Origin of the sequence: Pseudomonas sp. 25 R 14, from assembly GCF_900004755.1 — a bacterium.
GTDB classification, from domain to species: domain Bacteria; phylum Pseudomonadota; class Gammaproteobacteria; order Pseudomonadales; family Pseudomonadaceae; genus Aquipseudomonas; species Aquipseudomonas brenneri.
In genome coordinates this window covers 89,291-110,941 of sequence record NZ_CVTS01000051.1, presented here as the reverse complement: position 1 = coordinate 110,941, position 21,651 = coordinate 89,291, and the positions used below count along the sequence as shown (strand labels likewise).

The 21,651-nt window shown below is 60.5% G+C and carries 16 protein-coding genes; 10 read left to right on the top strand and 6 right to left on the bottom strand.

What is annotated here, in order from left to right:
- Positions 1-161: 161 nt before the first annotated feature.
- The 3 genes from hemB to BFQ03_RS17940 all read right to left on the bottom strand — a co-directional run bounded on the left by hemB (position 162) and on the right by BFQ03_RS17940 (position 2,802).
- Entirely contained in the window at positions 162-1,136 is a 975-nt protein-coding gene (gene hemB / locus BFQ03_RS17950; RefSeq protein ID WP_032860226.1) for a porphobilinogen synthase, read from the bottom strand.
- A gap of 121 nt (positions 1,137-1,257) precedes the next feature.
- Complete coding sequence (locus BFQ03_RS17945; RefSeq protein ID WP_065943677.1) at positions 1,258-2,100, bottom strand: PhzF family phenazine biosynthesis protein; 843 nt, start codon at positions 2,098-2,100, stop codon at positions 1,258-1,260.
- Between the two features lie 3 nt (positions 2,101-2,103).
- A complete protein-coding gene (locus tag BFQ03_RS17940; RefSeq protein WP_065943676.1) occupies positions 2,104-2,802 on the bottom strand; it encodes a glutathione S-transferase N-terminal domain-containing protein in 699 nt (232 codons plus the stop codon).
- Between the two features lie 251 nt (positions 2,803-3,053).
- On the opposite strand from BFQ03_RS17940, the gene BFQ03_RS17935 reads away from it, so the two are divergent.
- Positions 3,054-3,758 (top strand): hypothetical protein, encoded by a 705-nt coding sequence (locus tag BFQ03_RS17935; protein WP_032860232.1) that lies wholly within the window; start codon positions 3,054-3,056, stop codon positions 3,756-3,758.
- 114 nt (positions 3,759-3,872) lie between these two features.
- Entirely contained in the window at positions 3,873-4,928 is a 1,056-nt protein-coding gene (locus BFQ03_RS17930) for a permease (protein WP_065943675.1), read from the top strand.
- A 54-nt stretch (positions 4,929-4,982) separates the two neighbouring features.
- On the opposite strand, the gene BFQ03_RS17925 is transcribed toward BFQ03_RS17930, so the two are convergent.
- The 3 genes from BFQ03_RS17925 to BFQ03_RS17915 are packed head-to-tail and all read right to left on the bottom strand — an operon-like array spanning position 4,983 to position 8,206.
- Complete coding sequence (locus BFQ03_RS17925) at positions 4,983-6,512, bottom strand: DHA2 family efflux MFS transporter permease subunit (RefSeq protein WP_032860234.1); 1,530 nt, start codon at positions 6,510-6,512, stop codon at positions 4,983-4,985.
- Positions 6,512-7,714, bottom strand: coding sequence for an HlyD/EmrA/EmrK family protein (locus tag BFQ03_RS17920; RefSeq protein ID WP_032860235.1), 1,203 nt, complete (start codon positions 7,712-7,714; stop codon positions 6,512-6,514). Before BFQ03_RS17920 ends, BFQ03_RS17925 begins: the two co-directional genes overlap by 1 nt.
- Positions 7,715-7,729: 15 nt before the next feature.
- Positions 7,730-8,206: a MarR family winged helix-turn-helix transcriptional regulator gene (locus BFQ03_RS17915; RefSeq protein WP_032860236.1), complete on the bottom strand. Its 477-nt coding sequence runs from the start codon at positions 8,204-8,206 to the stop codon at positions 7,730-7,732.
- Positions 8,207-8,402: 196 nt separating this feature from the next.
- Between BFQ03_RS17915 and BFQ03_RS17910 the strand changes: the two genes are divergently transcribed.
- From BFQ03_RS17910 to BFQ03_RS17875, 8 genes are all read left to right on the top strand, one after another.
- Positions 8,403-9,374, top strand: coding sequence for a fimbrial protein (locus tag BFQ03_RS17910; RefSeq protein ID WP_050593347.1), 972 nt, complete (start codon positions 8,403-8,405; stop codon positions 9,372-9,374).
- A 54-nt stretch (positions 9,375-9,428) separates the two neighbouring features.
- Complete coding sequence (locus tag BFQ03_RS17905) at positions 9,429-12,251, top strand: response regulator (protein WP_065943674.1); 2,823 nt, start codon at positions 9,429-9,431, stop codon at positions 12,249-12,251.
- Positions 12,238-13,425, top strand: a complete 1,188-nt coding sequence (locus BFQ03_RS17900; protein ID WP_032860238.1) for a response regulator cyclic di-GMP phosphodiesterase PvrR — start codon at positions 12,238-12,240, stop codon at positions 13,423-13,425. Before BFQ03_RS17905 ends, BFQ03_RS17900 begins: the two co-directional genes overlap by 14 nt.
- 62 nt (positions 13,426-13,487) lie before the next feature.
- Complete coding sequence (locus BFQ03_RS17895; protein WP_065943673.1) at positions 13,488-16,664, top strand: hybrid sensor histidine kinase/response regulator; 3,177 nt, start codon at positions 13,488-13,490, stop codon at positions 16,662-16,664.
- A 35-nt stretch (positions 16,665-16,699) separates the two neighbouring features.
- Positions 16,700-17,344, top strand: coding sequence for a response regulator (locus BFQ03_RS17890; protein ID WP_032860240.1), 645 nt, complete (start codon positions 16,700-16,702; stop codon positions 17,342-17,344).
- Positions 17,345-17,480: 136 nt separating this feature from the next.
- Entirely contained in the window at positions 17,481-18,077 is a 597-nt protein-coding gene (locus BFQ03_RS17885; RefSeq protein WP_065943672.1) for a fimbrial protein, read from the top strand.
- A gap of 73 nt (positions 18,078-18,150) precedes the next feature.
- Positions 18,151-18,900 (top strand): fimbrial biogenesis chaperone, encoded by a 750-nt coding sequence (locus BFQ03_RS17880; RefSeq protein ID WP_032860242.1) that lies wholly within the window; start codon positions 18,151-18,153, stop codon positions 18,898-18,900.
- A 97-nt stretch (positions 18,901-18,997) separates the two neighbouring features.
- A complete protein-coding gene (locus tag BFQ03_RS17875) occupies positions 18,998-21,520 on the top strand; it encodes a fimbria/pilus outer membrane usher protein (protein ID WP_065943728.1) in 2,523 nt (840 codons plus the stop codon).
- Positions 21,521-21,651 lie beyond the last annotated feature (131 nt).

Sequence of the window (21,651 nt, the reverse complement as noted above, 5' to 3'; positions counted from 1 at the left end):
AGCCGATGAAAGCACCCACTATCTCACAAACCCACACCCGCCCCTGTAGGAGCCGGCTTGCCGGCGAAGAACGTCAACGGTAACGCGTACCACCTGAATGAACGCGTTGTTTGTGAGTTTTTCGCCGGCAAGCCGGCTCCTACAGGGGTGTAGCGTCAGGATCAGATCCCGGAAAGCGCCAGGTCCATCGCAAAGTAGGTGAAGATCAAGTCCGCACCGGCACGCTTGATCGAGCCCAGGGTCTCACGCACCACCCGTGCTTCATCAATGGCCCCTGCCTGGGCACCGAACTTGATCATCGCGTATTCGCCACTGACCTGGTAGGCCGCCACGGGCAAGCGCGAGGCTTCACGGATATCGCGGATGATGTCCAGGTAGGCGCCGGCCGGCTTGACCATCAGGCAGTCGGCACCTTCCTGCTCGTCGAGCAGGGATTCGCGCACGGCTTCGCGGCGGTTCATCGGGTTCATCTGGTAGCTTTTGCGATCGCCCTTCAGCGCACTGCCGCCCGCCTCGCGGAACGGGCCATACAGGGCCGAAGCGAATTTGGTGGAATAGGCCATGATCGGGATATGGTTGAAACCGGCCGCATCCAGGGCCCGGCGAATAGCCTGGACCTGGCCGTCCATCGCCGCCGACGGCGCGATCACATCGGCACCGGCGCGGGCGGCCGCCACTGCTTGCTTGCCCAGGTTGGCCAGGGTGCGGTCGTTGTCCACTTCATTACCGTGCATCACGCCGCAATGGCCGTGATCGGTGTATTCGCAGAAGCAGGTGTCGGACATCACGATCATCTCCGGCACCGCGTCCTTGCAGATCGCCGACATGCGCGACACCAGCCCACGCTCGTTCCAGGTGTCGCTGCCGCTGGCGTCCAGGTGATGAGACACGCCAAACGTCATCACCGACTTGATCCCGGCGCGGGCAAAGCGCTCGATTTCACTGGCCAGTTTCGATTCAGGGATGCGCATCACACCGGGCATGCTGGTAATCGGTACGAAATCGTCGATTTCTTCTTCGACAAAAATCGGCAACACCAGGTCATTGAGGGTGAATTCGGTTTCCTGGAACAGGCTGCGTAACTCGGGGGAACGACGTAGGCGGCGAGGACGGGTTTCGGGGAACTGGCTGGACATGAATGCTCCTGAAAAAAACAGGCGAAAAAACCTAGGGGCGAAAGCTTATGCCCTACGCACCCATCAGAACAAACGCTGGGGAACAACAGTTTATTCCCCTGGCGGTAACAATTGCATTGACCTACAGCCGTAGACAGCCCTCTATGCAGAGCGTCACGGCACCACCGATCCAGACTTCATCACCTTGCCGGGCGACACGGATTCGCCCTACACGCCCCATGGTAGTGCCCTGGCTGACCACATACGCATCGGGCGCCAAGCCTTCGCCCAGCAACCACTGCGCCAGGCCGGCATTCAGGCTGCCAGTGGCCGGATCTTCCGGCGCCCCATCACCAGCAATGAACGCCCGCACCTCAAACTGCGCATCAACCTCATCGCGGGCAGGATCACACGGGGCAATCACGCCCACCGCCAGCCCCAGCAACTTTGAATAGTCCGGCTGCAAGGCCAGTACCGCCTGCCGATCAGTCAACATCAGGGCCAGCCAGCCCGCGCCGTTATCGACCCATTGGCTGCGAAGGATCGCCTCGGGCTCAAGGTTCAGGGCCAGGCGTACACGCTCCAGCAACTCAACATCCAACGGGCCCGAACGGATCAAGGGCGGGGCGATAAACGCCAACTCGTCACCCTCGCGGCGGATGCGCACCAGGCCGATCTCGCATTCCTGGATGATCTCTCGGCCCCGGGGCACACCACCGGCTTGCAGCCATGCCTGGCAACTGCCCAGGGTCGGATGGCCGGCGAAGGGCAGTTCCTGCACAGTGGTAAAAATCCGCACTCGGTAATCGGCACGTGGGTCCCGGGGCTGGAGCAGGAAGGTGGTTTCGCTGAGGTTGGTCCATTGGGCAAAGTCGGCCATCTGCTGGTCGCTGAGGCTATCGGCGCCCAGCACTACAGCCAGTGGGTTGCCCTTGAGTGCGACCCTGCTGAACACGTCCAGTTGCTTGAAATCGAAAGTCGGCATAGGTCAGCTCGGAATATTCAGGCCACGGATCACCGCTGGCCGGGCGACAAAACCATCCAACGCCCGCAGTACATTGGGGAAGTCGGTAATGCCCACCAGATCGCCCGACTCATAGAAACCAATCAGGTTGCGGATCCAGGGGAAGGTGGCGATGTCGGCAATGCTGTACTCATCGCCCATGATCCAGGTACGGCCCAGCAGGTGCTTTTCCAGCACGCCGAGCAGGCGCCGGGCTTCAGCGGCGTAGCGGTCGCGGGGGCGTTTGTCTTCGTAGGCCTTGCCGGCGAACTTATTGAAGAAACCGACCTGGCCGAACATCGGCCCGATCCCGGCCATCTGGAACATCAGCCATTGCAGGGTTTCATAGCGCGCAGCGGGGGCCTGGGGCAGCAGTTGGCCAGTTTTTTCAGCCAGGTAGATCAGGATCGCACCCGACTCGAACAACGCCAGCGGTTCGCCGCCCGGGCCATTGGGGTCGATGATCGCCGGGATCTTGTTGTTGGGGTTCAGGGACAGGAACTCCGGGGAAAGCTGGTCCTGGGTGTCGAAGCTGACCTTGTGCGCCTCATACGCCAGGCCCACCTCTTCGAGCATGATCGATACCTTGACGCCATTGGGGGTCGCCAGCGAGTACAACTGCAAACGCTCGGGATGCTGGGCTGGCCATTTGGTAATAATCGGAAACGCTGCGAGTGAAATCATCGATATACCCCAAGCTGAGAAAAACCCATGATAGCCATCTAGCGGCCAGGCTGCATTGGTCTTCAATCCGCAACATCGGCGCGCTAATCTCGGGTTTCAGCGAACCAAAACGCTATGGCGCACTCTTAGAAGCGCTTGAACGGTTGAATGGAGGCATACCGCCATACTCATGGAAAACCGCACGATGCTTGGAGCGTCGCTGTGGCTGGGCCTTGCGGTCTTGATCCGAAGCACTGAAGACTCGAAACCTCATGACAATCAAGCCTCTGTGCCTTGGTAAACGCTTTAAACGATATGCTTACTACCTGCTACCGATGTTCTTCGTAGGCGGCGCCTTGATGCTGGCCTTCGAAGCTCGCGAAAGCAGTGCCGAGCCGAAGAACGGCGTACAGACCCTGGTCTTCCTGCGCCATGGCGAAAAACCCGCCGGCGGCCTGGGCCAGCTCAATTGCCAGGGCCTCAACCGCGCGATGAACCTGGCCACGGTGCTGCCGGAAAAATTCGGCGCTGCCGATTTCGTGTTCGCCGCCAATCCGACGCGCAATGTCGAGGAAGGCGAGTTCGACAATTCCTACAGCTATATTCGTCCATTGATGACCATCAGCCCCAGCGCGATCAAACTTGGGCTACCAGTCAACATCGAGTTTTCGGCCAACGATACCAGCGACCTGGCTGACGAATTGATGGAAGACAAATACCACAACTCCACCATCTACACGGCCTGGTCCCACGGCTACCTGCCGGAGTTGATCAATAAGGTGGCGAGCGAAGCGGTCGGTGAGAAATACACTATCACCGAAGACTGGTCCGGCGGTGACTTCGACACGTTGTACGTGCTGACCCTGACCTGGCACAACGGCAAGGCCAGCCTGCTCAGCCGCAACTACAAGCAAGGGCTGGATAACGGCTTGCACACGTGCCCGGATGCGACGCACGTAAACAACGCCGATGCATGACCTTGCCGGCGATTGCGTCCCGTCTGACAGGCTGCTATCGCCACCAAGCTGGCTCCTACAAGGTTCATGACCGCGTATGATGCGTCGCTATCGACTTATCTGCGGATCTTGACCATGTCTAACCTCACCTCTGCCAGCCCTGCACGCGGCTGGTCCTTCTGGTGGAAACCGGCGCTGTTCCTGTTGGTGGCCTGCGTCGGCCTGTATTACGTGAAGTGGTCGCCCTACTACTTCAAGGCCTTCATCGCGGCCGACAGCCACAGCATCGGTAACTCGATTCTCAATGACCAGCAAGGCTCGCCATTGGCGGCGGCCCTGGCCTATGCCCAGGTGTATTTCCTCGCGATCTGGAAAGCCGCCGTGCTGGCGGTGATTCTCGGCTCGTTGCTGCAGGTCTTGATTCCACGGGACTGGCTGTTGCGCTTGTTCGGCCGCGCCGGGCTTGGCTCCACGGTACGCGGCGGGCTGTTCGCCCTGCCGGGCATGATGTGCAGTTGCTGCGCCGCGCCAGTGGCGGCCGGCATGCGCCGCCAACAGGTTTCGGTGGGGGCCGCGCTGGCGTTCTGGATGGCCAACCCGGTGCTCAACCCGGCCACGCTGGTGTTCATGGGCTTTGTCCTGGGCTGGGACTTTGCCGCGCTGCGGCTGGTGGCCGGGATCGTGCTGGTGATCGGGGTAGCGTTGATCGCCCAACGTATCGCTCGTCCTGAGCAAGTGCCACAGGTGGCGCTGGAGGCCGTGGCCGACGCCAGTGGCACCGAGACCCAGCCGTTCCTCAGCCGCTGGTTGCGCACCCTGTGGCAGTTGTTCTGGAGCACCATCCCGGTGTACATCCTGGCGGTGTTGCTGCTGGGCGCGGCGCGGGTGTGGCTGTTTCCCCATGTGGATGGCGCAATGGCCGACAGCTTGCTGTGGCTGGTGCCGCTGGCGATTGTCGGCACCTTGTTTGTGATCCCGACGGCGGCGGAAATCCCGATTGTGCAAACCATGATGGCCCTTGGGCTGGGGACCGGACCGGCGGTGGCACTGTTGATGACCCTGCCGAGCGTGAGCCTGCCGTCACTGTTGATGCTGCGCAAGGATTTCGATGCGCGGGTGCTGGTGACGGTGGCTGGGCTGACCATGCTGATGGGGGTGGTGTGTGGGTTGGTCGCGGTGGTGGTTCTTTAGTGACTCGGTGAATGTTGGGGCACTCCCACATGTTTGACCGCATGCACCGCAAGATCAGTGACCTGACGCCGCCGGCCCCGCCTTCGCGGTAAACGGCGGTTTGGCCAGCCACACCAGCAGGATCAAGCCCATGAACATCCACCCCAGCAACGTGAAGTAATCCACGGTGGACATCATATAGGCCTGGCTGGTGAGGACCTGGTCCAGTTGCGCATAGGCCTTGTGCCCAGCACCGCCCAGGGCATTGAGCGCATCCCGCGTGGCGGAATCATAGGTGCTCATGCTCTCGCTCATGTAGGCATGATGCTGATCGGCCCGGCGAATCCAGATCCAGGTGGTCAGCGATGCCGCAAAGCTGCCGCCCAGGGTCCGCAGGAATGTCGCCAGGCCTGCGCCGTCGGCGATCTGGTGGGGTGGCAGGTCAGACATCAGGATGCTCAAGGTCGGCATAAAGAACAGTGCCACACCGATGCCCATGAACAGTTGCACCATGGCGATGTGCTGGAAATCCACTTCATTGGTGAACCCGGCGCGCATAAAGCAGCTCAGGCCAATCGCCAGGAATGCCAGGCCGGCCAGCAGGCGCAGGTCGAACTTGTGCGCATATTTGCCGACAAACGGTGACATCAACACCGGCAGAATCCCGATCGGCGCCACGGCCAACCCGGCCCAGGTCGCGGTGTAGCCCATCTGCGTCTGCAACCACTGCGGCAGGATCAGGTTGATGCCAAAAAACCCGGCGTAGCCCAGCACCAGCACAATAGTGCCAATGCGAAAATTGCGGTGGGCAAACAGCCGCAGGTTGACCACCGGGTGTTTATCGGTCATTTCCCAGATCACGAACACCGCCAGGGCGATCACCGAGATGGCCGCGCCGATGATGATGAAGTTGGACTCGAACCAGTCCAGGTCGTTGCCCTTGTCGAGGATGATCTGCAAGGCCCCGACCCCGACGATCAGGCTCAACAACCCGACGTAATCCATCGGTTGATGGCTGGTCACCACCGGGCGCTTCTTGAGCTGGGAGCGCACCACCATCACCGCAAAAATCCCGATGGGCACGTTGATAAAGAAGATCCACGGCCAGCTGTAGCTGTCGGTGATCCAGCCACCGAGAATGGGACCTGCAATCGGTGCCACCACCGTGACCATCGCCAGCAACGCCAGGGCCATGCCGCGCCTGGCGGGCGGATACACCGCAATCAGCAGGGTCTGGGTCATCGGGTACAACGGCCCCGCCACCAGGCCTTGCAGCACCCGAAACCCGATGAGCTCGGGCATCGAGGTGGAGACACCACACAGGAACGAGGCCAGCACAAACAGGAGGGTGGCCCACAAAAACAACTTCACTTCGCCAAAGCGCCGGCTCAACCAGCCGGTCAGCGGCAAGGCAATCGCATTGCTCACCGCAAACGAGGTGATGACCCAGGTGCCCTGCTCCGAACTCACCCCCAGGTTGCCGGAAATGGTCGGCAACGCCACGTTGGCGATGGTGGTGTCGAGCACCTGCATGAAGGTCGCCAGGGACAGGCCAATGGTGGCCATCAGCAAGCTGGGCGGTGTGAAAGAGGCGTTATCGCTCATTAGCGTTGCGCTGCCTTGGGCACGGCCACGCTGTTGTCATGGATCAGTTGGGTGATCATCGCGTCGGCTTCGCTCAACTGGCGGTCATACACATTGGTGCTGAACGAGGCTTTTTGCGGCGGCTGTTGCGCCAGCACCGGGCCGCTCTGGTCGTGCAGATTGACCTCCACCTGGGTCGACAAACCCACCCGCAATGGGTGTTTGGCCAGTTCCTCGGCATTGATATGAATGCGCACCGGCACCCGCTGCACAATCTTGATCCAGTTACCGGTGGCGTTCTGCGCCGGCAGCAAGGCAAATGCGCTGCCGGTTCCGGCGCCGAGGCTGTCGATGGTGCCGCTGTACTTCACATCACTGCCGTAGAGATCGGCCTCGATGTCCACCGGCTGGCCAATGCGCATATTGCGCAGCTGGGTTTCCTTGAAATTGGCGTCGATCCACAGTTGGTCCAGGGGAATCACCGCCATCAATGCGGTGCCCGGTTCGACACGCTGACCCAGTTGCACGGTGCGCTTGGCGACGTAGCCGGTGACCGGTGCGATCAGGGTACTGCGCGCATTGGCCAGATAGGCCTGGCGCAATTGCGCAGCGGCGGCCTGCACATCCGGGTGGGACGAAATCACCGTGTCATCCACCAGCGCGGTGGAGGTGTTGAGTTGCTGTTGCAGGTTGGCCAGGGAGTTGCTCGCCGCACTCAGGGCGTCGCGGGCATGGGACAGTTCTTCCAGGGAAATCGCGCCACCCTGGGCGAGGATTCTGCGGCGGTTGAAGTTGTCCTGGGCGGTTTGCACCTGGGCTTTTTGCGCCAGTACCTGAGCCTTCATGCCATCGACATTGCTGTACAAGCCACGCACCTGGCGCACCGTACGCGCCAGGTTGGCCTGGGCGCTTTGCAGGCCGACGGCGGCATCGTTGGGATCGAAGTTGATCAGCACCTGGCCTTCATGCACCAGGTCGCCATCATCGGCACCAATGCTGACCACGGTACCGGTGACCAGCGGGGTGATTTCCACCACATTGCCGTTGACGTAGGCGTCATCAGTGCTTTCGCTCCAACGGCCATACAGTTCGTGCCAACCCCACACACCGACGATGCCGAGAACCACGATCAGGGTCAGGCCCAGCAGCATGATTTTGCGTTTGCGCGGGTTGCTGTCGTTGGGTTGGGATTCAGCGGTGTTGTTTGCTTGGGCAGTCGCCATGACAAGTACCTTGGGTTAATCAGTACGCCCTACGCGCTGCAGCGTGATGGGATCACCTGCCGCGATAAGGATTTTCTTGAGGATGCGTTCCAGGGTCTGCAACTCACCGGGTTCCAGCACGCCGGCCAACTGGTTCAGGGCCTGGGCGCCGATCTGCGGCAACAGGTCTGCCAGGCGCTGGCCTTCAGCAGTGAGCACAAGCTGCACCTGGCGCCGATCCTGTTCGGAACGCTTGCGCGCCAGTAGGTCCTTTTGCTCCAGGCGGTCGAGCATGCGGGTCATCGAGCCACTGTCCAGGGACAGGTTGCGGCACAGTTCTGCCGGGGTATCGACGCCGAACTGGGCCATGATGATCAACACCTTGAACTGCGCGGCGGTGATGCCGTGGGGTTCCATGTGGGTATCGATGATGCGGTCCTTGAGGATCGCGGCGCGGCCCAGCAACAGGCCGAGGTGGCAGTTATGGAAGTTTTGCGGGGTGAAGTGATCCATCGGCAAGTCACCTTATTACTGCCTAGGCAGCGAATATGTGACTAAATATTACTGCCTAGGCAGTGAATGTCAAACAAAATGCTTAGCTTGCTTGGCAATTGACTACTCAACGGTATGTTCTAAGGATCACCTGATAGGCAGCAGCGGATGGCGTGATTACCGTGTAGCCCTCCTTTGCCAGCACGTATAGCCCCTCATGCAGCGTTCAACACTTCCGCGCCCCTTGCTCACCTTCATCGTCATGATGACGCTGGCTTGCTCCTCAGTCGCCATGGCGGGCAGTTGCACGGCCACCGATTCCGTCACGCAAACCCTCAACTTCGGCGCCAGCCTGGCCAGCGCCGGCCTGACGATACCCGCCGACACTCCCAATGGCACCGTGGTCTACCAAGACACTCTGTCCGCAAGCGCTCACCTCTGGAGATGCACGGCAACCTCGCAGTACGGCGTACTCCTCAATCCGTCGCACGGGACGATCACTGGCAGGGAATCGATCTTCCCCCTGGGCAAAAGCGGGCTCTCCTACCGTATCTGGATGGATTCGTTAAACCGCTACGAACTCTCCTTGCAGCCAATCCCCTCAAACGCCAACTACGGGATCAGTGCAGGGTCGGTGCGCCTGGAAATCATCAAGACTGGCGAACTGACGGATAAAGTCAGGATCAGTGCAGGCCTCCTGGGCACTTTGCAAGACGATGATCTGATCCTGAAAAGATTCAACCTGACCAATGCCATCGTCTTGAACAGCGCCTCCTGCCAGACCCCTTCCGTCCCGGTGGACATGGGGATCGACTACACCCTCGAAGACTTCCCCCGGACTGGTCCCACCCAACGTCGAGTACCCTTCAACATTGCCCTGAAACAGTGCCAGACCGGCATCAAGAAGGTGACCTACTCGATCAAGGCCAACACCCCGGTCATCGACGCAGCCAAAGGCATTGTTGCGCTCAGCAACGACAAGACCAACGCCAAGGACATCGCCCTGCAATTGATGAATCAGGCCGGACAGCCCCTGGCACTGGATACCACCTATCCCTTCAACGCTTTCACCACGAGCGGCACCAGCTTCAACATCCCGCTGTCGGCGGCCTACTACCGCCTGGGCAGCACTGAACTCAAGGCCGGCAACGGCAACACCAGCGTGACGTTTATCGTGAACTACCTGTAGCAAACTAAGGATCGTCTGATTTTCCCTACACCCGGCGACACCTAAAGTGCCGGCATGCGATTGAAGACCTACCTGCACCAGATCAGCCCGATTCTGTCTACCCCCGACGCCGCCCGCCGCCTGTTGCGCATTTTTGCGTTGGTGGTGCTGGTGGGCATCCTGGGTGGGGTGTACAGCTTCCTGCTGTTCACGTTCAACAATGAAATTTCCCAGCGGCGCAGCTATATGAGCAGCGCCATTGCCGAAGCTCATACGTTTTTCACCACCCGAGAATCCCTGCTCGAAAGCCTCAGCCTGTCGGCCACCCGGCGCGTTAAAAATGCCGACAGCGCCGTGTCCGCCGAAGAAATCCACCTGCTGCTGGGCACCCGCCCCGCCAAGCAATGGAGTATCTGGCTGACCCAGCGCATGCGCGATTACCTCAAGGACAAGCAACTCAACCTGATCTACGTCACCAGTGGCGCCGAGGCCAAGGTGCTGCGCCTGTACAACGCCACCCCGCCAGCGAGTGATTTGCCAAAGGACCTGCTCAAGCAATTGGACCACCTGAAACAGGTAAACCCTCCCGCCCTGCAAGAACTGTGGCTGACCCAAAGCACCCAAGGCCACTCCCAGTTGTACATTTTCATTCGCCTGGACGAGCGCGATGCGGACTCCGGCTGGCTGGGCCTGGAAATGGATGACCGCGAAGTCTCCAACACCCTGAGCGATCACAGCGCCGGGGAGTTCACCATGTTCAACTCCCAAGGGTTGCCGTTGTTCAGCAACAGCGCCCGGCCCCAGGCCAGCCAGGCCTTGCCGCGCCTGCTGCAACATGATTTCTTTGGTTTTGTCGGCAATGGATGGCTGCCCGAGCAACTGGTGCTGCGCAAACAGCTGAAGTCCTCGGACTGGCAACTGACCTACTCCATCGACCTGCGTGCGGTGCTGTTATCGTTGTGGCCACAACTGCTCGGCGCCCTGGCGTTCTGTGTGTTTGGTATCAGCCTGGTGTGGCTGCTGACCCGCCGCATTGAACACCGCTTCATTGCGCCCGCGATCCACCGTATCCAGGCCCTGGTGGAAAGCGAGCTGTTCAGCCGTGACGTGATCCAGACCGCCCCTGTGGCCCTGTGTGTATTGCGCCGCACCGACGGCCAAGTGGTGCTGGAAAACACCCTGTGCCAGCAATGGCTGGGCCAGAGCGGTGAACGCGAACAGCTGAGCCCTGGCTGGATCCGCCAAGCCTTCGATACCCAGGCGCCGACGCTTTCCGATTACTTTGAAACCGCCGACGGCCGCCACCTGTACCTTAGCTGTGCGCCCACCCGCTACAAAGGTGAGGACGTGTTGCTGTGCACCTTCAGCGACATCAGTACGCGCACCGAGATCGAAGCGGCGCTGGAGCAGGCGCGGCAACTGGCCGACGCCGCCAATGAGGCCAAGACCCTGTTCCTGGCGACCATGAGCCATGAAATCCGCACCCCGCTGTATGGCGTATTGGGCACCCTGGAACTGCTGGCCCGCACCCATCTGGACCCGCAACAGAAAAGCTACCTGCAAGCCATAGAAGGCTCCTCCGCTACCTTGTTGCAATTGATCTGTGACGTGCTCGACGTGTCCAAGATCGAGGCCGGGCAACTGGCCCTGGAACTGAGCGAGTTTTCCACCCTGGCCCTGGTCCAGGAAGTGGTCCACGGCTATGCCGCGGCGGCCCAGAGCAAGGGCTTGCACCTGTATGCCTGCATCGACCCACAGATGCCGGACCGGGTCATCGGCGACATCAGCCGGATCCGCCAGATCCTCAACAATCTGTTGAGCAATGCAGTGAAGTTCACCGACTCCGGGCGCATCGTCTTGCGGGCCACGTTGTTGAGCCGCGATGGCGAACGCGCCAGCGTGCAATGGCAGGTCTCGGACACCGGCAAAGGCATCGCCGGTGACGATCAACCGTTTATTTTCGACCCGTTCTACCAGACCGCCGGCAACACCAATGTAGTGGCCGGAACCGGCCTGGGCCTGCCGATCTGCCTGCGCCTCACACACTTGATGAATGGCAGCCTGCGCATGGTCAGCGAGACCGGGCTGGGCAGCAGTTTTTCCCTGACCCTGCCGCTGGTGGAGTGCGCCAAAGACGTGTTGCCCACCAGCATGACGGCCTTGTTGCCAGACGTCATTTACGTGGTGTCGCCGGTCCGCGAACTGGCCGAGGCCGTCAGCGGCTGGTTGCGCCGCTGGGGCGCCCGCCCGCAGATCGGCTTGCCATCGGCCATGGACCCGGCCGGCGCGGGCCTGTTGATCGAGCTGCACCCCGGCCAGGCCGAGCTACGCCTGGCACCGCAGTGGAACGGGCCACTGGTGCTGGCCAGCAGCGACGGCTGCACAGTGCCGCAGATCATGCTGGGCGGCTGCAAAGTCAACCTCAATGACCTGCACGCCATTCACCACGCGGTGAGCCAGGCCCAGGGCATACCGGTGGCGACACCCCAGGCGAGCCATGAGCAGCGCCATCTGCGCAAGTTGCACCTGCATATCCTGGTGGCCGAGGACAACGTCATCAATCAACTGATCCTGCGCGATCAATTAGAAGAGCTGGGCTGCACCGTGGAACTCACCTCGGACGGCGAAGAAGCCCTGTCACGCTGGCGCGCCGGAACGTTCGACATCGTGCTGAGCGACGTCAACATGCCCAAGCTCAACGGCTACGCACTGGCCCAGGAACTACGACGCCTGGGCTGCAACGTGCCAATCATCGGCGCCACCGCCAACGCCATGCGTGGCGAAGCAGCCTTATGCCTGGCGGCCGGGATGAATCACTGCCTGGTCAAACCCTTCACCCTGCGAGCCCTGTTCAATGAACTGGCTCCCTATGAACGAGCCCTCCATGAATCGCTGTAGCATTTTGATCGTCGAAGACCACCCCTTCCAGCATCAGTACCTGCAGCATCTGTTCAGTGAGCTGGGGGATTTCCATGTGGAATCGGCGCGCGATGGCGAAGAGGCATTGACCTGTCTGCGCCGGCGCACTTTCGACCTGGTGCTGACCGACCTGCTGATGCCCGGCATGGACGGTGTGCAATTTATCCAGGGCCTGGCCACTCTGCGCGCCAAGCCGGCACTGGCGATCATGAGCGCCGCCTCCCGACGCATGCTGATGAGCGCAAGCCTGGTGGCGAGTAACCTGCAAGTGAATGTGATCGGGCTGATATCCAAGCCGGTGAACATCGCAGCCTTGCGCAACCTCACCGAGCAATTGCTGGGCCTGCGCCAGGTGGTACTGCCCGAAACGGCGCCGGGCATCGAGCGCCAGGCCATTCTTGAAGCCCTGGACAACGGCGAGTTGCAAGCCTGGTTCCAACCCAAGAAAGCCCTGGCCAACGCGCGCATTGTCGCCGCCGAAGCCCTGGTGCGCTGGATCCACCCCGAGTACGGCGTGTTACTGCCCGGTGCATTCCTGCCCGCACTCAAGGCCTACAGCCTGGAGGAGCGCCTGCTGTGGCGGGTACTGGAACAGGCCATCGCCGCCCAGGCCCGCTGGCGGGTACAGGGCTATGACATCCCGGTGTCGATCAACTTGCCCACGCACCTGCTCAACAGCTATGACCTGGCCGACCGCATCCTCGCCTTCGTCCTGGAACACCAGGGCATTCCCGGGCGCATTTGTTTCGAGTTGATGGAGTGCTCGGTGCCCCAGGACATCAGTAATTTCTACGCCGGCGCCTGCCGTTTGCGGATCAAGGGTTTTGGCCTGTCCCAGGATGACTTCGGCAAGGGCTACAGTTCGTACATGAACCTGGTGTCGACGCCGTTTACCGAACTGAAGATCGACCGCGCACTGGTCCAGGGCTGCAACGACAACGAAGAACTGGCACAGGCACTGACCAGCATTGTCGCCCTCGGCCGACAATTGGGCCTGACCGTAGTGGCCGAAGGCGTGGAAACCGCGCAAGAACTTGCGCTGTTGCGTAAGATCGACTGCACTCAGGTCCAGGGCTTCCTGATTTCCCACGCGGTCTCTTCAGACCAGTTCCAGCAGTTGCTGAACCAGGATGGTCCGGCAAGCACCTATTGAGACTTTATTTCAGAGGCCATTGTGTCCGACCGTTTTCCCCTTCCCGCCTGCCGGGTCGCGTAATGAATCAGCCCAATGCCTTCCTGGAGAAACTGGCCAGCAGTTCACTGCGCCTGAACAAAGGCTTGATGGTGCTCGGCGCCCTGGTGCTGGTGCTGGCGGGGATCAGCTACGTGGGCGTGCAACGCATGATCGGCGAACAGAGCGACACCACGCGTTTTCACTTTGCCCGGTTGATGGAAAACATCGCGGAACAACAGGCCTTTCTTGCCACGGTTTCCCAGCAAAGTGCCCAGGGCGACCTGTTGCCACCGTTGACCTCTGCGCAGCCCACACCCAGGGCGTTGCCCGAGCAGGGGCCGAATATTTATGAAGGCCGGGAGTTCAGCTATTCCCTGCCTTACAGCGTGAAGCTCAACCCGGCACGTATTGCCCCCAGCCAACGCACCAAGGTGTTTGACCTGGCCGCCCACCTGACGGCTTTCTACAGCGCCTTCTGGTCGGCTTCGCACTATCAGTCACCCCAGGTTCTGCTGTTCAACGGGCCGGACAACTTTGATATTTCGGTACCTTCAGCCGGTGCCCTGCGTGATGCAGGGCAGATCCAGGGCGGGGCCTTTGCCAATGTGGTGCACCGGGTAGAAACCAGCCTGCACGAAAACCCTCGCCAACCGCCGGACAACCAAGTCCACTGGAAAGCCTTCGGTGACGCCTCCAGCAGCGCGGTGACCCCCACCTTGCTCGCCTATATCCACATTGACCTGGCCCCGACAAGCCTGCATATCCAGGGCGCCAGCAGCCATGTACTGGTCGCCTCGCTGCTGGCACCGTCCCAGGTCAATAACATCGAGCGCCTCATGCAGTGGTCGATCTACGACCACTTCACCCTGATCGCACCGTCCGGCGAAGTGCTGGCCGGGGCCCAGAACGCAGGAAAAGTCCTGGAAAACGGGGTGAACTTCACCCGTGATGGGCTGGTGTTCAAGCTGACCAGCCCCGATGCACAACCCTGGACGGCGATCTATGTCATCGGTTTCAAGAGTTTCTTGAGCTATGCCTTGTGGCCGCTGCTGTGCCTGGCCGTGCTGATACTGGCAGGCCTGGGCGGCGGCCGAGCCTTCAATCGCTGGTACAAAAACCATGTAATCCTGCCCGCCCACCAGGCCCACGCCAGCATTGCCGAAAGCGAAGCCTTCAGCCGTGCCGTGATCGATACCGCACCGGCCGGCCTGTGCGTGATACGCCGCAGCGACCATCACGTGCTGCTGGAAAACCAGCGCGCGCGGCAGTGGCAAGGCACGCCAAAGCTGATCAATGCCCTGTGCCAGCACTGCAACCTCAGCGAGTCCGGCCAGGCCGACCTGGAGATCGACGGGCGCCATCTGCAAGTGGCCTTCATCAATACCCGCTATCAAGGCCAGGACGCCTGGCTGTGTGCCTTCCATGATGTGACGCGGCATATCGAAGATGCGATTGCCCTGGAAGACGCCCGCCTCGCCGCCGACTCGGCCAATGAAGCCAAGACCCGCTTCCTGGCGACCATGAGCCATGAAATCCGCACGCCTTTGTACGGCGTACTCGGCACCCTGGAATTACTCGGACTAACGCCGCTGCAACCGCGCCAGCAGGATTACCTGCACACCATCCAGCGCTCCTCCGCCACACTGTTCCAACTGATCAGCGATGTGCTGGATGTGTCGAAGATCGAGTCCGGGCAAATGACCCTGGAAGCCCAGGACTTCTGCCCCCTGGAATTGACCGAGGACACCGTGCGCACCTACAGCGCCTTTGCCCGGGCCAAAGGCTTGCAACTCTATGCCTGCATCGACGCGACGGTGCCGGACCGGGTGCGGGGCGATCCGTTGCGGATCCGGCAGATTCTCAACAACCTGCTGAGCAATGCCATCAAGTTCACTGACCACGGGCGAGTGGTGCTGCGGCTACGCTCACTGGATGCCAACCGGGCGCGCCTGCAATGGCAGGTCAGCGACTCGGGCGTGGGCATTTCACAGGCCCAGCAGGTGCAGTTGTTCGACCCGTTCTATCAGGTCCACGGCACCGGCCATCAAACCGGTGCGGGGCTGGGCCTGGCGATCTGCAAATGGTTGTGCGAGTTGATGGCAGGCTCGCTGACCGTCGTCAGCGAGCCTGGCCTGGGCAGCAGCTTTACCCTGCAACTGGACCTTGAACCGGTAGCCGGCACACTGGCCGACTGCCCCGAGTTCGCGCCGCAGGCGCCTGCGATTTATGTGCGCGCACCAGTGCCGGAGTTGGCGCAGCACCTGTGCGCCTGGCTCAATCGCCTGGGCGTGGAAGCCAGCCCTCAGTTGCCACCAGCCCTGTCGTCAGCCGTGTGGGTGGATGTATTGCCGAGCGCCAAAGATGCGCCCTGGCCTGGATCACGTGTGATCGCCAGCGCCGACGGGCCAAACCCGCCGGCCTACGCGGGCGGCGCCTGGCAGGTCGATGCCTATGATGTACGCGCGATTGCCTGGGCCGTGTGCCTGGCGCAGGCTGGCAGCACAGGACCGAGCCGGCCAGCGCAGCCCGAACACACGCAACGCCTGAACCTGAAGGTCCTGGTGGCCGAAGACAACCCGATCAACTCGGCGATCATCAAGGAACAACTCGAAGCCCTCGGCTGCTCGGTGGTGACCGCCGTCAACGGCGAGCAGGCTCTGGTGCAGTGGCGGCCTGGGCAGTTCGACCTGGTGCTGACCGACGTCAATATGCCGCTGATGAATGGCTATGAACTGGCCCAGGCCCTGCGCCAACAAGATGCCGATATACCCATCATCGGCGTCACGGCCAACGCCTTGCGCGAGGAAGGCGAGCACTGCGCGGCGGTCGGCATGAACGCCTGGATGGTCAAGCCACTGAGCTTGTCTACCTTGCGCAAGCAACTGTTGCTGCATTGCAAGGCAAACGTGGCAGAGCCTGGCATCGTCGTGATGGACCAGGTGCAGTTATCGCCGAAAATGCGTGAGCTGTTTGCCAGCACCCTACAGGTCGATATACAGGGTGTGCGCGCAGCACTGGAGCGTGCCGATGCCAATGCCGTTGCCCAGCAACTGCACAGCATGGCCGGCGCCCTGGGCGCGGTGCGGGCAGAAAACCTGGCCACGGCCTTTGTTGACCTTGAGTGCCGGTTGATGGGCTTGAGCGTCACCCCCGCCCTGGCACAGGAGGTTCGGGGGCAGCTCGAACGCCTGGAGGCTTTAATCAATACGCTTGGGTAACTTCACCGTCTTTTCGCCCTTATGGATATTGCGTCATGGAAAAGTTAAACGTAGTCATTGCCGACGATCATCCGATCGTACTGGTGGGCGTTCGCGAGTTGGTAGAGCGCGATAAGCGCTTCAACGTGGTGGGCGAAGCCCTGGACTCCACCGAACTGGTCAACCTGCTTGAGCAACAGTCGGTCGACGTGGTGATCACCGACTTCAATATGCCGGCCGACTCCCCCTACGGCGACGGCCTCAAGCTGGTGGAGTACCTGACGCGGCACTTTCCTGCGGTGCATATCCTGGTGCTGACGATGATCTCCAACCCGCTGATCCTGACCCGCTTGCAGGAGCTCGGGGTGGTCGGGGTGATCCAGAAGAACCAACTGCACGACGAAATCCAGGTAGCGCTCAAGTCCATCGCCAATGGCACGCCTTTCCACAGTGCCGGGCCACAATCGACTTCGGTCATTGAATCCGTCGACCTGGACGAACGCTTCACCCTGTTATCGCCCAAGGAACACGAAATATTGCGCCTGTTCATCAGCGGGCAAAGTGTCAATGAGATTGCACGGGGGTTGAATAGAAGCGCCAAGACCATCAGTACGCAAAAAGTATCGGCCATGCGCAAACTGGAAGTTACCAGCGACCAGGCGTTACTTGCTTACTGTATCGAGCGCAAACTTTTCAACTAACAATAACAACTAAAAAACCCTGCGGCAGCGCTCAAATCCGCGCTTCTAAGGATCGTCTGATTCCTCCCTTTGGGGGGGTTCTATATCGTGTTCTGGCACTTCATAGAACCTCTTAACCCAAACAATGGAATTGAGCATGAAAAAGCTTTCCCTCGCACTTCTGACCCTTTCGATGTTCGCCGCCACTGGCGCCGCTTATGCAGCTGGAGGTGATCCGGTAGCTCCTGTCAAGGCTGGCAGCGGCACCATCAACTTCACCGGCGTGATCAACAACGACGCATGTTCCGTTGAAGGCGCTGGCCTCAACAAAAACATTTCCGTGGAAATGGGTGAAGTGTCCATCAAGGACATGGGCACTGCTGCTGCACCGATTGGCAGCGGCAAACTGAGCGCTGAAAACTTCGACATGAAGATCAACTGCAACGCGGGTACCAAAGTGGCGATGCTCTTTGAACCCACCCGAGGCGCAGGCACGGGCATCGTGGCCGGCACCAAGGTCTTGAACGTGATTGGTGGTCTGGGCGCTGCCAAGAACGTCGGTATTGCCCTGCTCGACGCCAATGGCGCGATCATCGACCTGAGCTCGCCAGCCGCGGCCAAGATCGAGAGCAATCTGCAAGATAGCAACGCAACGCTGAAGTTCTCCGCAGCCTACGTCACCACTGCTGCACTGGACACCGTGGTTGCCGGTCGTGCTGACGCTACCCTGCCGTTCACCCTGCAATACGAATAAACCTGCAACACGCCTGAACCCTGGTGCGGGGCTTTACAGCCCCGCCCTTTCTTCCAAACCAGCGGTACTCATCATGTTTTCTCATTCCTCTCGGTCATTGTGCCTGGGCCTGCTTGGCCTGTTCGCCATCAGCCAGGCCCATGCCAGCATTTCCCTGAGCGCCACCCGCCTGGTGTTCGACGGCCAGCACAAGGAAGCCGGCATTACCGTGCGCAACAGCGGTGACGCCGTGCTGATCCAGTCCTGGATCGATACCGACAGCGCTGATGCAAACTCAGTGCCTTTTGCAGTCACCCCGCCGTTGGCCCGGGTCAGTGGCCAGGAGCAGCAGTTACTGCGGGTGATCTACGAAGGCAAAGGCATGCCAACCGACAAAGAGTCGGTGGTCTGGCTCAACGTCCAGGAAATCCCCCAGGCCTCGAAAACACAAAACACCTTGCAGCTTGCAGTGCGCCAGCGCATCAAGGTGTTCTTCCGCCCTGCCGGGCTGGAATCCAACGCCTATCAGGCCCCAGTAGCGTTGTTATGGCGCCTGGAAGAGCGTGCTGGCAAAACCGTCCTGCGTGTCAATAATCCGGGGCTTTATCACGTTTCAATCGCGGATATAACACTTGAGTCAGGGCAACTAAAAGATAAGCCTTTTGATTCAACGATGATTGCACCCGGCGAACAAAAAGAGTTTGCACTGAAACAGCTAGATCGCACCCACACAGCCACATTGCTATTTAGCAGCATCAACGATTACGGCGCACAAGATCGATATACCGCGAAACTGTCCAACACTGCCGACTCCCAGGCCACACCAGACAAAGAGTCGCCTTAACGTACCTGCCTGGTTGGCACACGTACTTCTACCGTATTTCTCTTCGCTCCGTTAGTTCGTATCGGAGGTGATATAGGTTTCCTACATGTTTTTATTTATGCGCAGCAGATTAAATCTTGGCGGGAACCGCTGTGGGCGGCTGACTCAGTGGGCGCCACTGCTTATTGTCATCACCTCCAGCACCACGTGCCTGGCCGAAGGCAGCGAGCAGGACTCCACTGAACAGTTCAACACCACGTTTCTGCAAGGCGCACCGTCCTCCGTCGACCTGCAACTGCTGCTGGCAGCCAACAGTGTGTTGCCTGGCAACTACCGGGTTGACCTCTACAGCAACGACACCCTGGTGGGCCGTCGCGATATCGACTTTCGCCGCAACCCCGCCAACGGCAAGGTTGATCCTTGCCTGACCCTGGAAATGCTGCAACAACTGGGCATCGACATCGCCAAACTGCAAGCCAGTGAAAAACTCACCCTCGATGACCCACAAGCCTGTTATGACCTGCCCGCCCTGATTGAGCACGCCAGCGTGCGCTACGACGTCCCCCGCCTGCGCCTGCTGGTCAGCGTGCCGCAACAGGCCATGGAGCGCGGCCGCCGTGGCTACGTGGACCCGGCCTTGTGGGACGACGGCGTGTCGGCGGCGTTTATCAACTATCAGTTGAGCAGCAACCGTAACCACACCGACTACAACACCACGCTGTCCAATAACCTGGGCCTGCGCAACGGCATCAACCTGGGCGCGTGGCGGCTGCGCAACGAGTCGAACTTCAACAGCAGCACCGGCCGACCCAGCACCTTCAAGAGCAACCGCAGTTACCTGCAACATGACGTGACCGCCTTGAAGGGCCAATTCAGCGCCGGCGATATCTTCTCCGATGCCGACCTGTTCGACAGCGTGCGCTATCGCGGGCTGAAACTGGCGTCCGACGAGGGCATGCGCGCCGACAGTGAGCGCGGCTATGCGCCGATCATCCGTGGCGTGGCGCAGACCAGCGCGACCGTGGAGATCCGCCAGAACAACTACATCCTGTACACCGCCAACGTGCCGCCGGGCCCGTTCGAAATCAGCGATATCTACCCCAGCGGTTCCAACGGCGACCTGGAAGTGACCGTCATCGAAGCCGATGGTCGGCGCCGGGTCACCATGCAAGCGTTTTCCAGCCTGCCGATCATGGTTCGCCAGGGCCAGGTGAAATACAGCGTCTCGGCCGGTAAGTACAACAGCAATAACGACGACCAAGCGACGCCACAGTTTGTCAGCAGCACCCTGGCCTATGGCATCAGCAGCAACCTGTCGGGCATTGTCGGGGTACAGGCAACGGAGAACTTCCAGGCCCTGTCCCTGGGCGCCGGTCGCAATACGCCGATTGGTGCGGTTTCGGTGGACGTGACGCACTCCTCCAGCCGCACCGAAGGCCAGAAAGTCCAGGGTAATAGCCTGCGGGCGTTGTATGCCAAGACGTTCACCGGCACCGATACCAGTTTTACCCTGGCCGCCTATCGCTACTCCACTGAAGGCTATCGGACCCTGACCGACCACGTCGAGGAACTGAGCGCCGATGGCCTCAAGCGCACGGGCAACTCGAAAACCCGTACCGACCTGACCGTCAACCAGAGCCTGGGCCGCAACCAGCAGTACGGCAACGTCTATATGAACGCCAGCGACCAGCGTTATTGGGGACGCGGCGGCTCCCAGAGCGTGTCGGCGGGCTACAGCAACTACTGGGGCGAAATGAGCTACAACCTGTCAGCCACCTATTCCAAGGATGTTGGCAATTACGGGCCGGCGAACAATGACACCCTGGTCAACCTGTCGCTGTCGTTCCCCTTGGGTTCGGCACCTCGCGCGCCACGGGCATTTGTCTCTGCCAGTACGCAAAAGAACAGCGACAGCACCCAAGTGGGCATCAACGGTTACCTCTCGGAAAACAGCGACACCTACTATTCGGTGCAAGGCGGCAATAGCAGCAACGGCGGCAGTACCGGTTCGGCCAACCTCAGCACCCGCACCTCTGTCATGGATATCAGCGCAGGGTATGGCCAGGGCAGCGGCTACAACTCGCAAAACCTCAACCTGTCCGGCTCGATCGTGGGCCACGCAGGCGGTATCAACCTGGGGCAGACCGTGGGCGAGACCTTTGCCCTGGCCGAAGTGCCGGACGTGGCCGGGGTGAAAATTGGCAGCTACAGCGGCGCCGAGACAGGTCGCAACGGCTTTGCCGTGGTGTCCAACGCCCAACCCTATCGGGTGAACTGGATCAGCCTGGACACCCGCGACCTGGGGGCAGACATCGAGATCGATAACGCCACCCAACAGGTGGTACCACGCCGTGGTGCAATCGTGTTGGCGCGGTACATCAGCAAGACCGGGCGCCGCGTGCAGTTCGCGTTGTTTGATGCCCAGCGCCAGCCGATTCCATTTGGCGCGGCCATCGAGGACATGGCAGGCAAACAGATCGCGATTGCCGACCCTAGCGGCAAGGCACTGGCGCTGATGGAGCAGGACTCAGGCACCTTGGTCATCAAGTGGGGCGAGCAACAATGCCAGGCGCCCTATGCGCTGGCAGAACGTGACAAGGCGCTGAACTTTGAGCGGGTGTCGCTGGTGTGCCAGCCCTAGGCCCGAGGATCACGCAAAACATGTGGGAGCTTGCTCTAATGCCAGTCAGTTAAGGCTTTTTTGTAGGAGCGAGCTTGCTCGCGAAAAACTTACAGGCGCCGCATTCATTCAGTAAGCACGCGTTATCGTTG

What these genes read in the sequence shown, in the direction of transcription:
- hemB (WP_032860226.1), bottom strand. Translation starts at nt 1,136, where the DNA reads ATGTCCAGCCAGTTCCCCGAAACCCGTCCTCGCCGCCTACGTCGTTCC.
- BFQ03_RS17945 (WP_065943677.1), bottom strand. Translation starts at nt 2,100, where the DNA reads ATGCCGACTTTCGATTTCAAGCAACTGGACGTGTTCAGCAGGGTCGCA.
- BFQ03_RS17940 (WP_065943676.1), bottom strand. Translation starts at nt 2,802, where the DNA reads ATGATTTCACTCGCAGCGTTTCCGATTATTACCAAATGGCCAGCCCAG.
- BFQ03_RS17935 (WP_032860232.1), top strand. Translation starts at nt 3,054, where the DNA reads ATGACAATCAAGCCTCTGTGCCTTGGTAAACGCTTTAAACGATATGCT.
- BFQ03_RS17930 (WP_065943675.1), top strand. Translation starts at nt 3,873, where the DNA reads ATGTCTAACCTCACCTCTGCCAGCCCTGCACGCGGCTGGTCCTTCTGG.
- BFQ03_RS17925 (WP_032860234.1), bottom strand. Translation starts at nt 6,512, where the DNA reads ATGAGCGATAACGCCTCTTTCACACCGCCCAGCTTGCTGATGGCCACC.
- BFQ03_RS17920 (WP_032860235.1), bottom strand. Translation starts at nt 7,714, where the DNA reads ATGGCGACTGCCCAAGCAAACAACACCGCTGAATCCCAACCCAACGAC.
- BFQ03_RS17915 (WP_032860236.1), bottom strand. Translation starts at nt 8,206, where the DNA reads ATGGATCACTTCACCCCGCAAAACTTCCATAACTGCCACCTCGGCCTG.
- BFQ03_RS17910 (WP_050593347.1), top strand. Translation starts at nt 8,403, where the DNA reads ATGCAGCGTTCAACACTTCCGCGCCCCTTGCTCACCTTCATCGTCATG.
- BFQ03_RS17905 (WP_065943674.1), top strand. Translation starts at nt 9,429, where the DNA reads ATGCGATTGAAGACCTACCTGCACCAGATCAGCCCGATTCTGTCTACC.
- BFQ03_RS17900 (WP_032860238.1), top strand. Translation starts at nt 12,238, where the DNA reads ATGAATCGCTGTAGCATTTTGATCGTCGAAGACCACCCCTTCCAGCAT.
- BFQ03_RS17895 (WP_065943673.1), top strand. Translation starts at nt 13,488, where the DNA reads ATGAATCAGCCCAATGCCTTCCTGGAGAAACTGGCCAGCAGTTCACTG.
- BFQ03_RS17890 (WP_032860240.1), top strand. Translation starts at nt 16,700, where the DNA reads ATGGAAAAGTTAAACGTAGTCATTGCCGACGATCATCCGATCGTACTG.
- BFQ03_RS17885 (WP_065943672.1), top strand. Translation starts at nt 17,481, where the DNA reads ATGAAAAAGCTTTCCCTCGCACTTCTGACCCTTTCGATGTTCGCCGCC.
- BFQ03_RS17880 (WP_032860242.1), top strand. Translation starts at nt 18,151, where the DNA reads ATGTTTTCTCATTCCTCTCGGTCATTGTGCCTGGGCCTGCTTGGCCTG.
- BFQ03_RS17875 (WP_065943728.1), top strand. Translation starts at nt 18,998, where the DNA reads ATGCGCAGCAGATTAAATCTTGGCGGGAACCGCTGTGGGCGGCTGACT.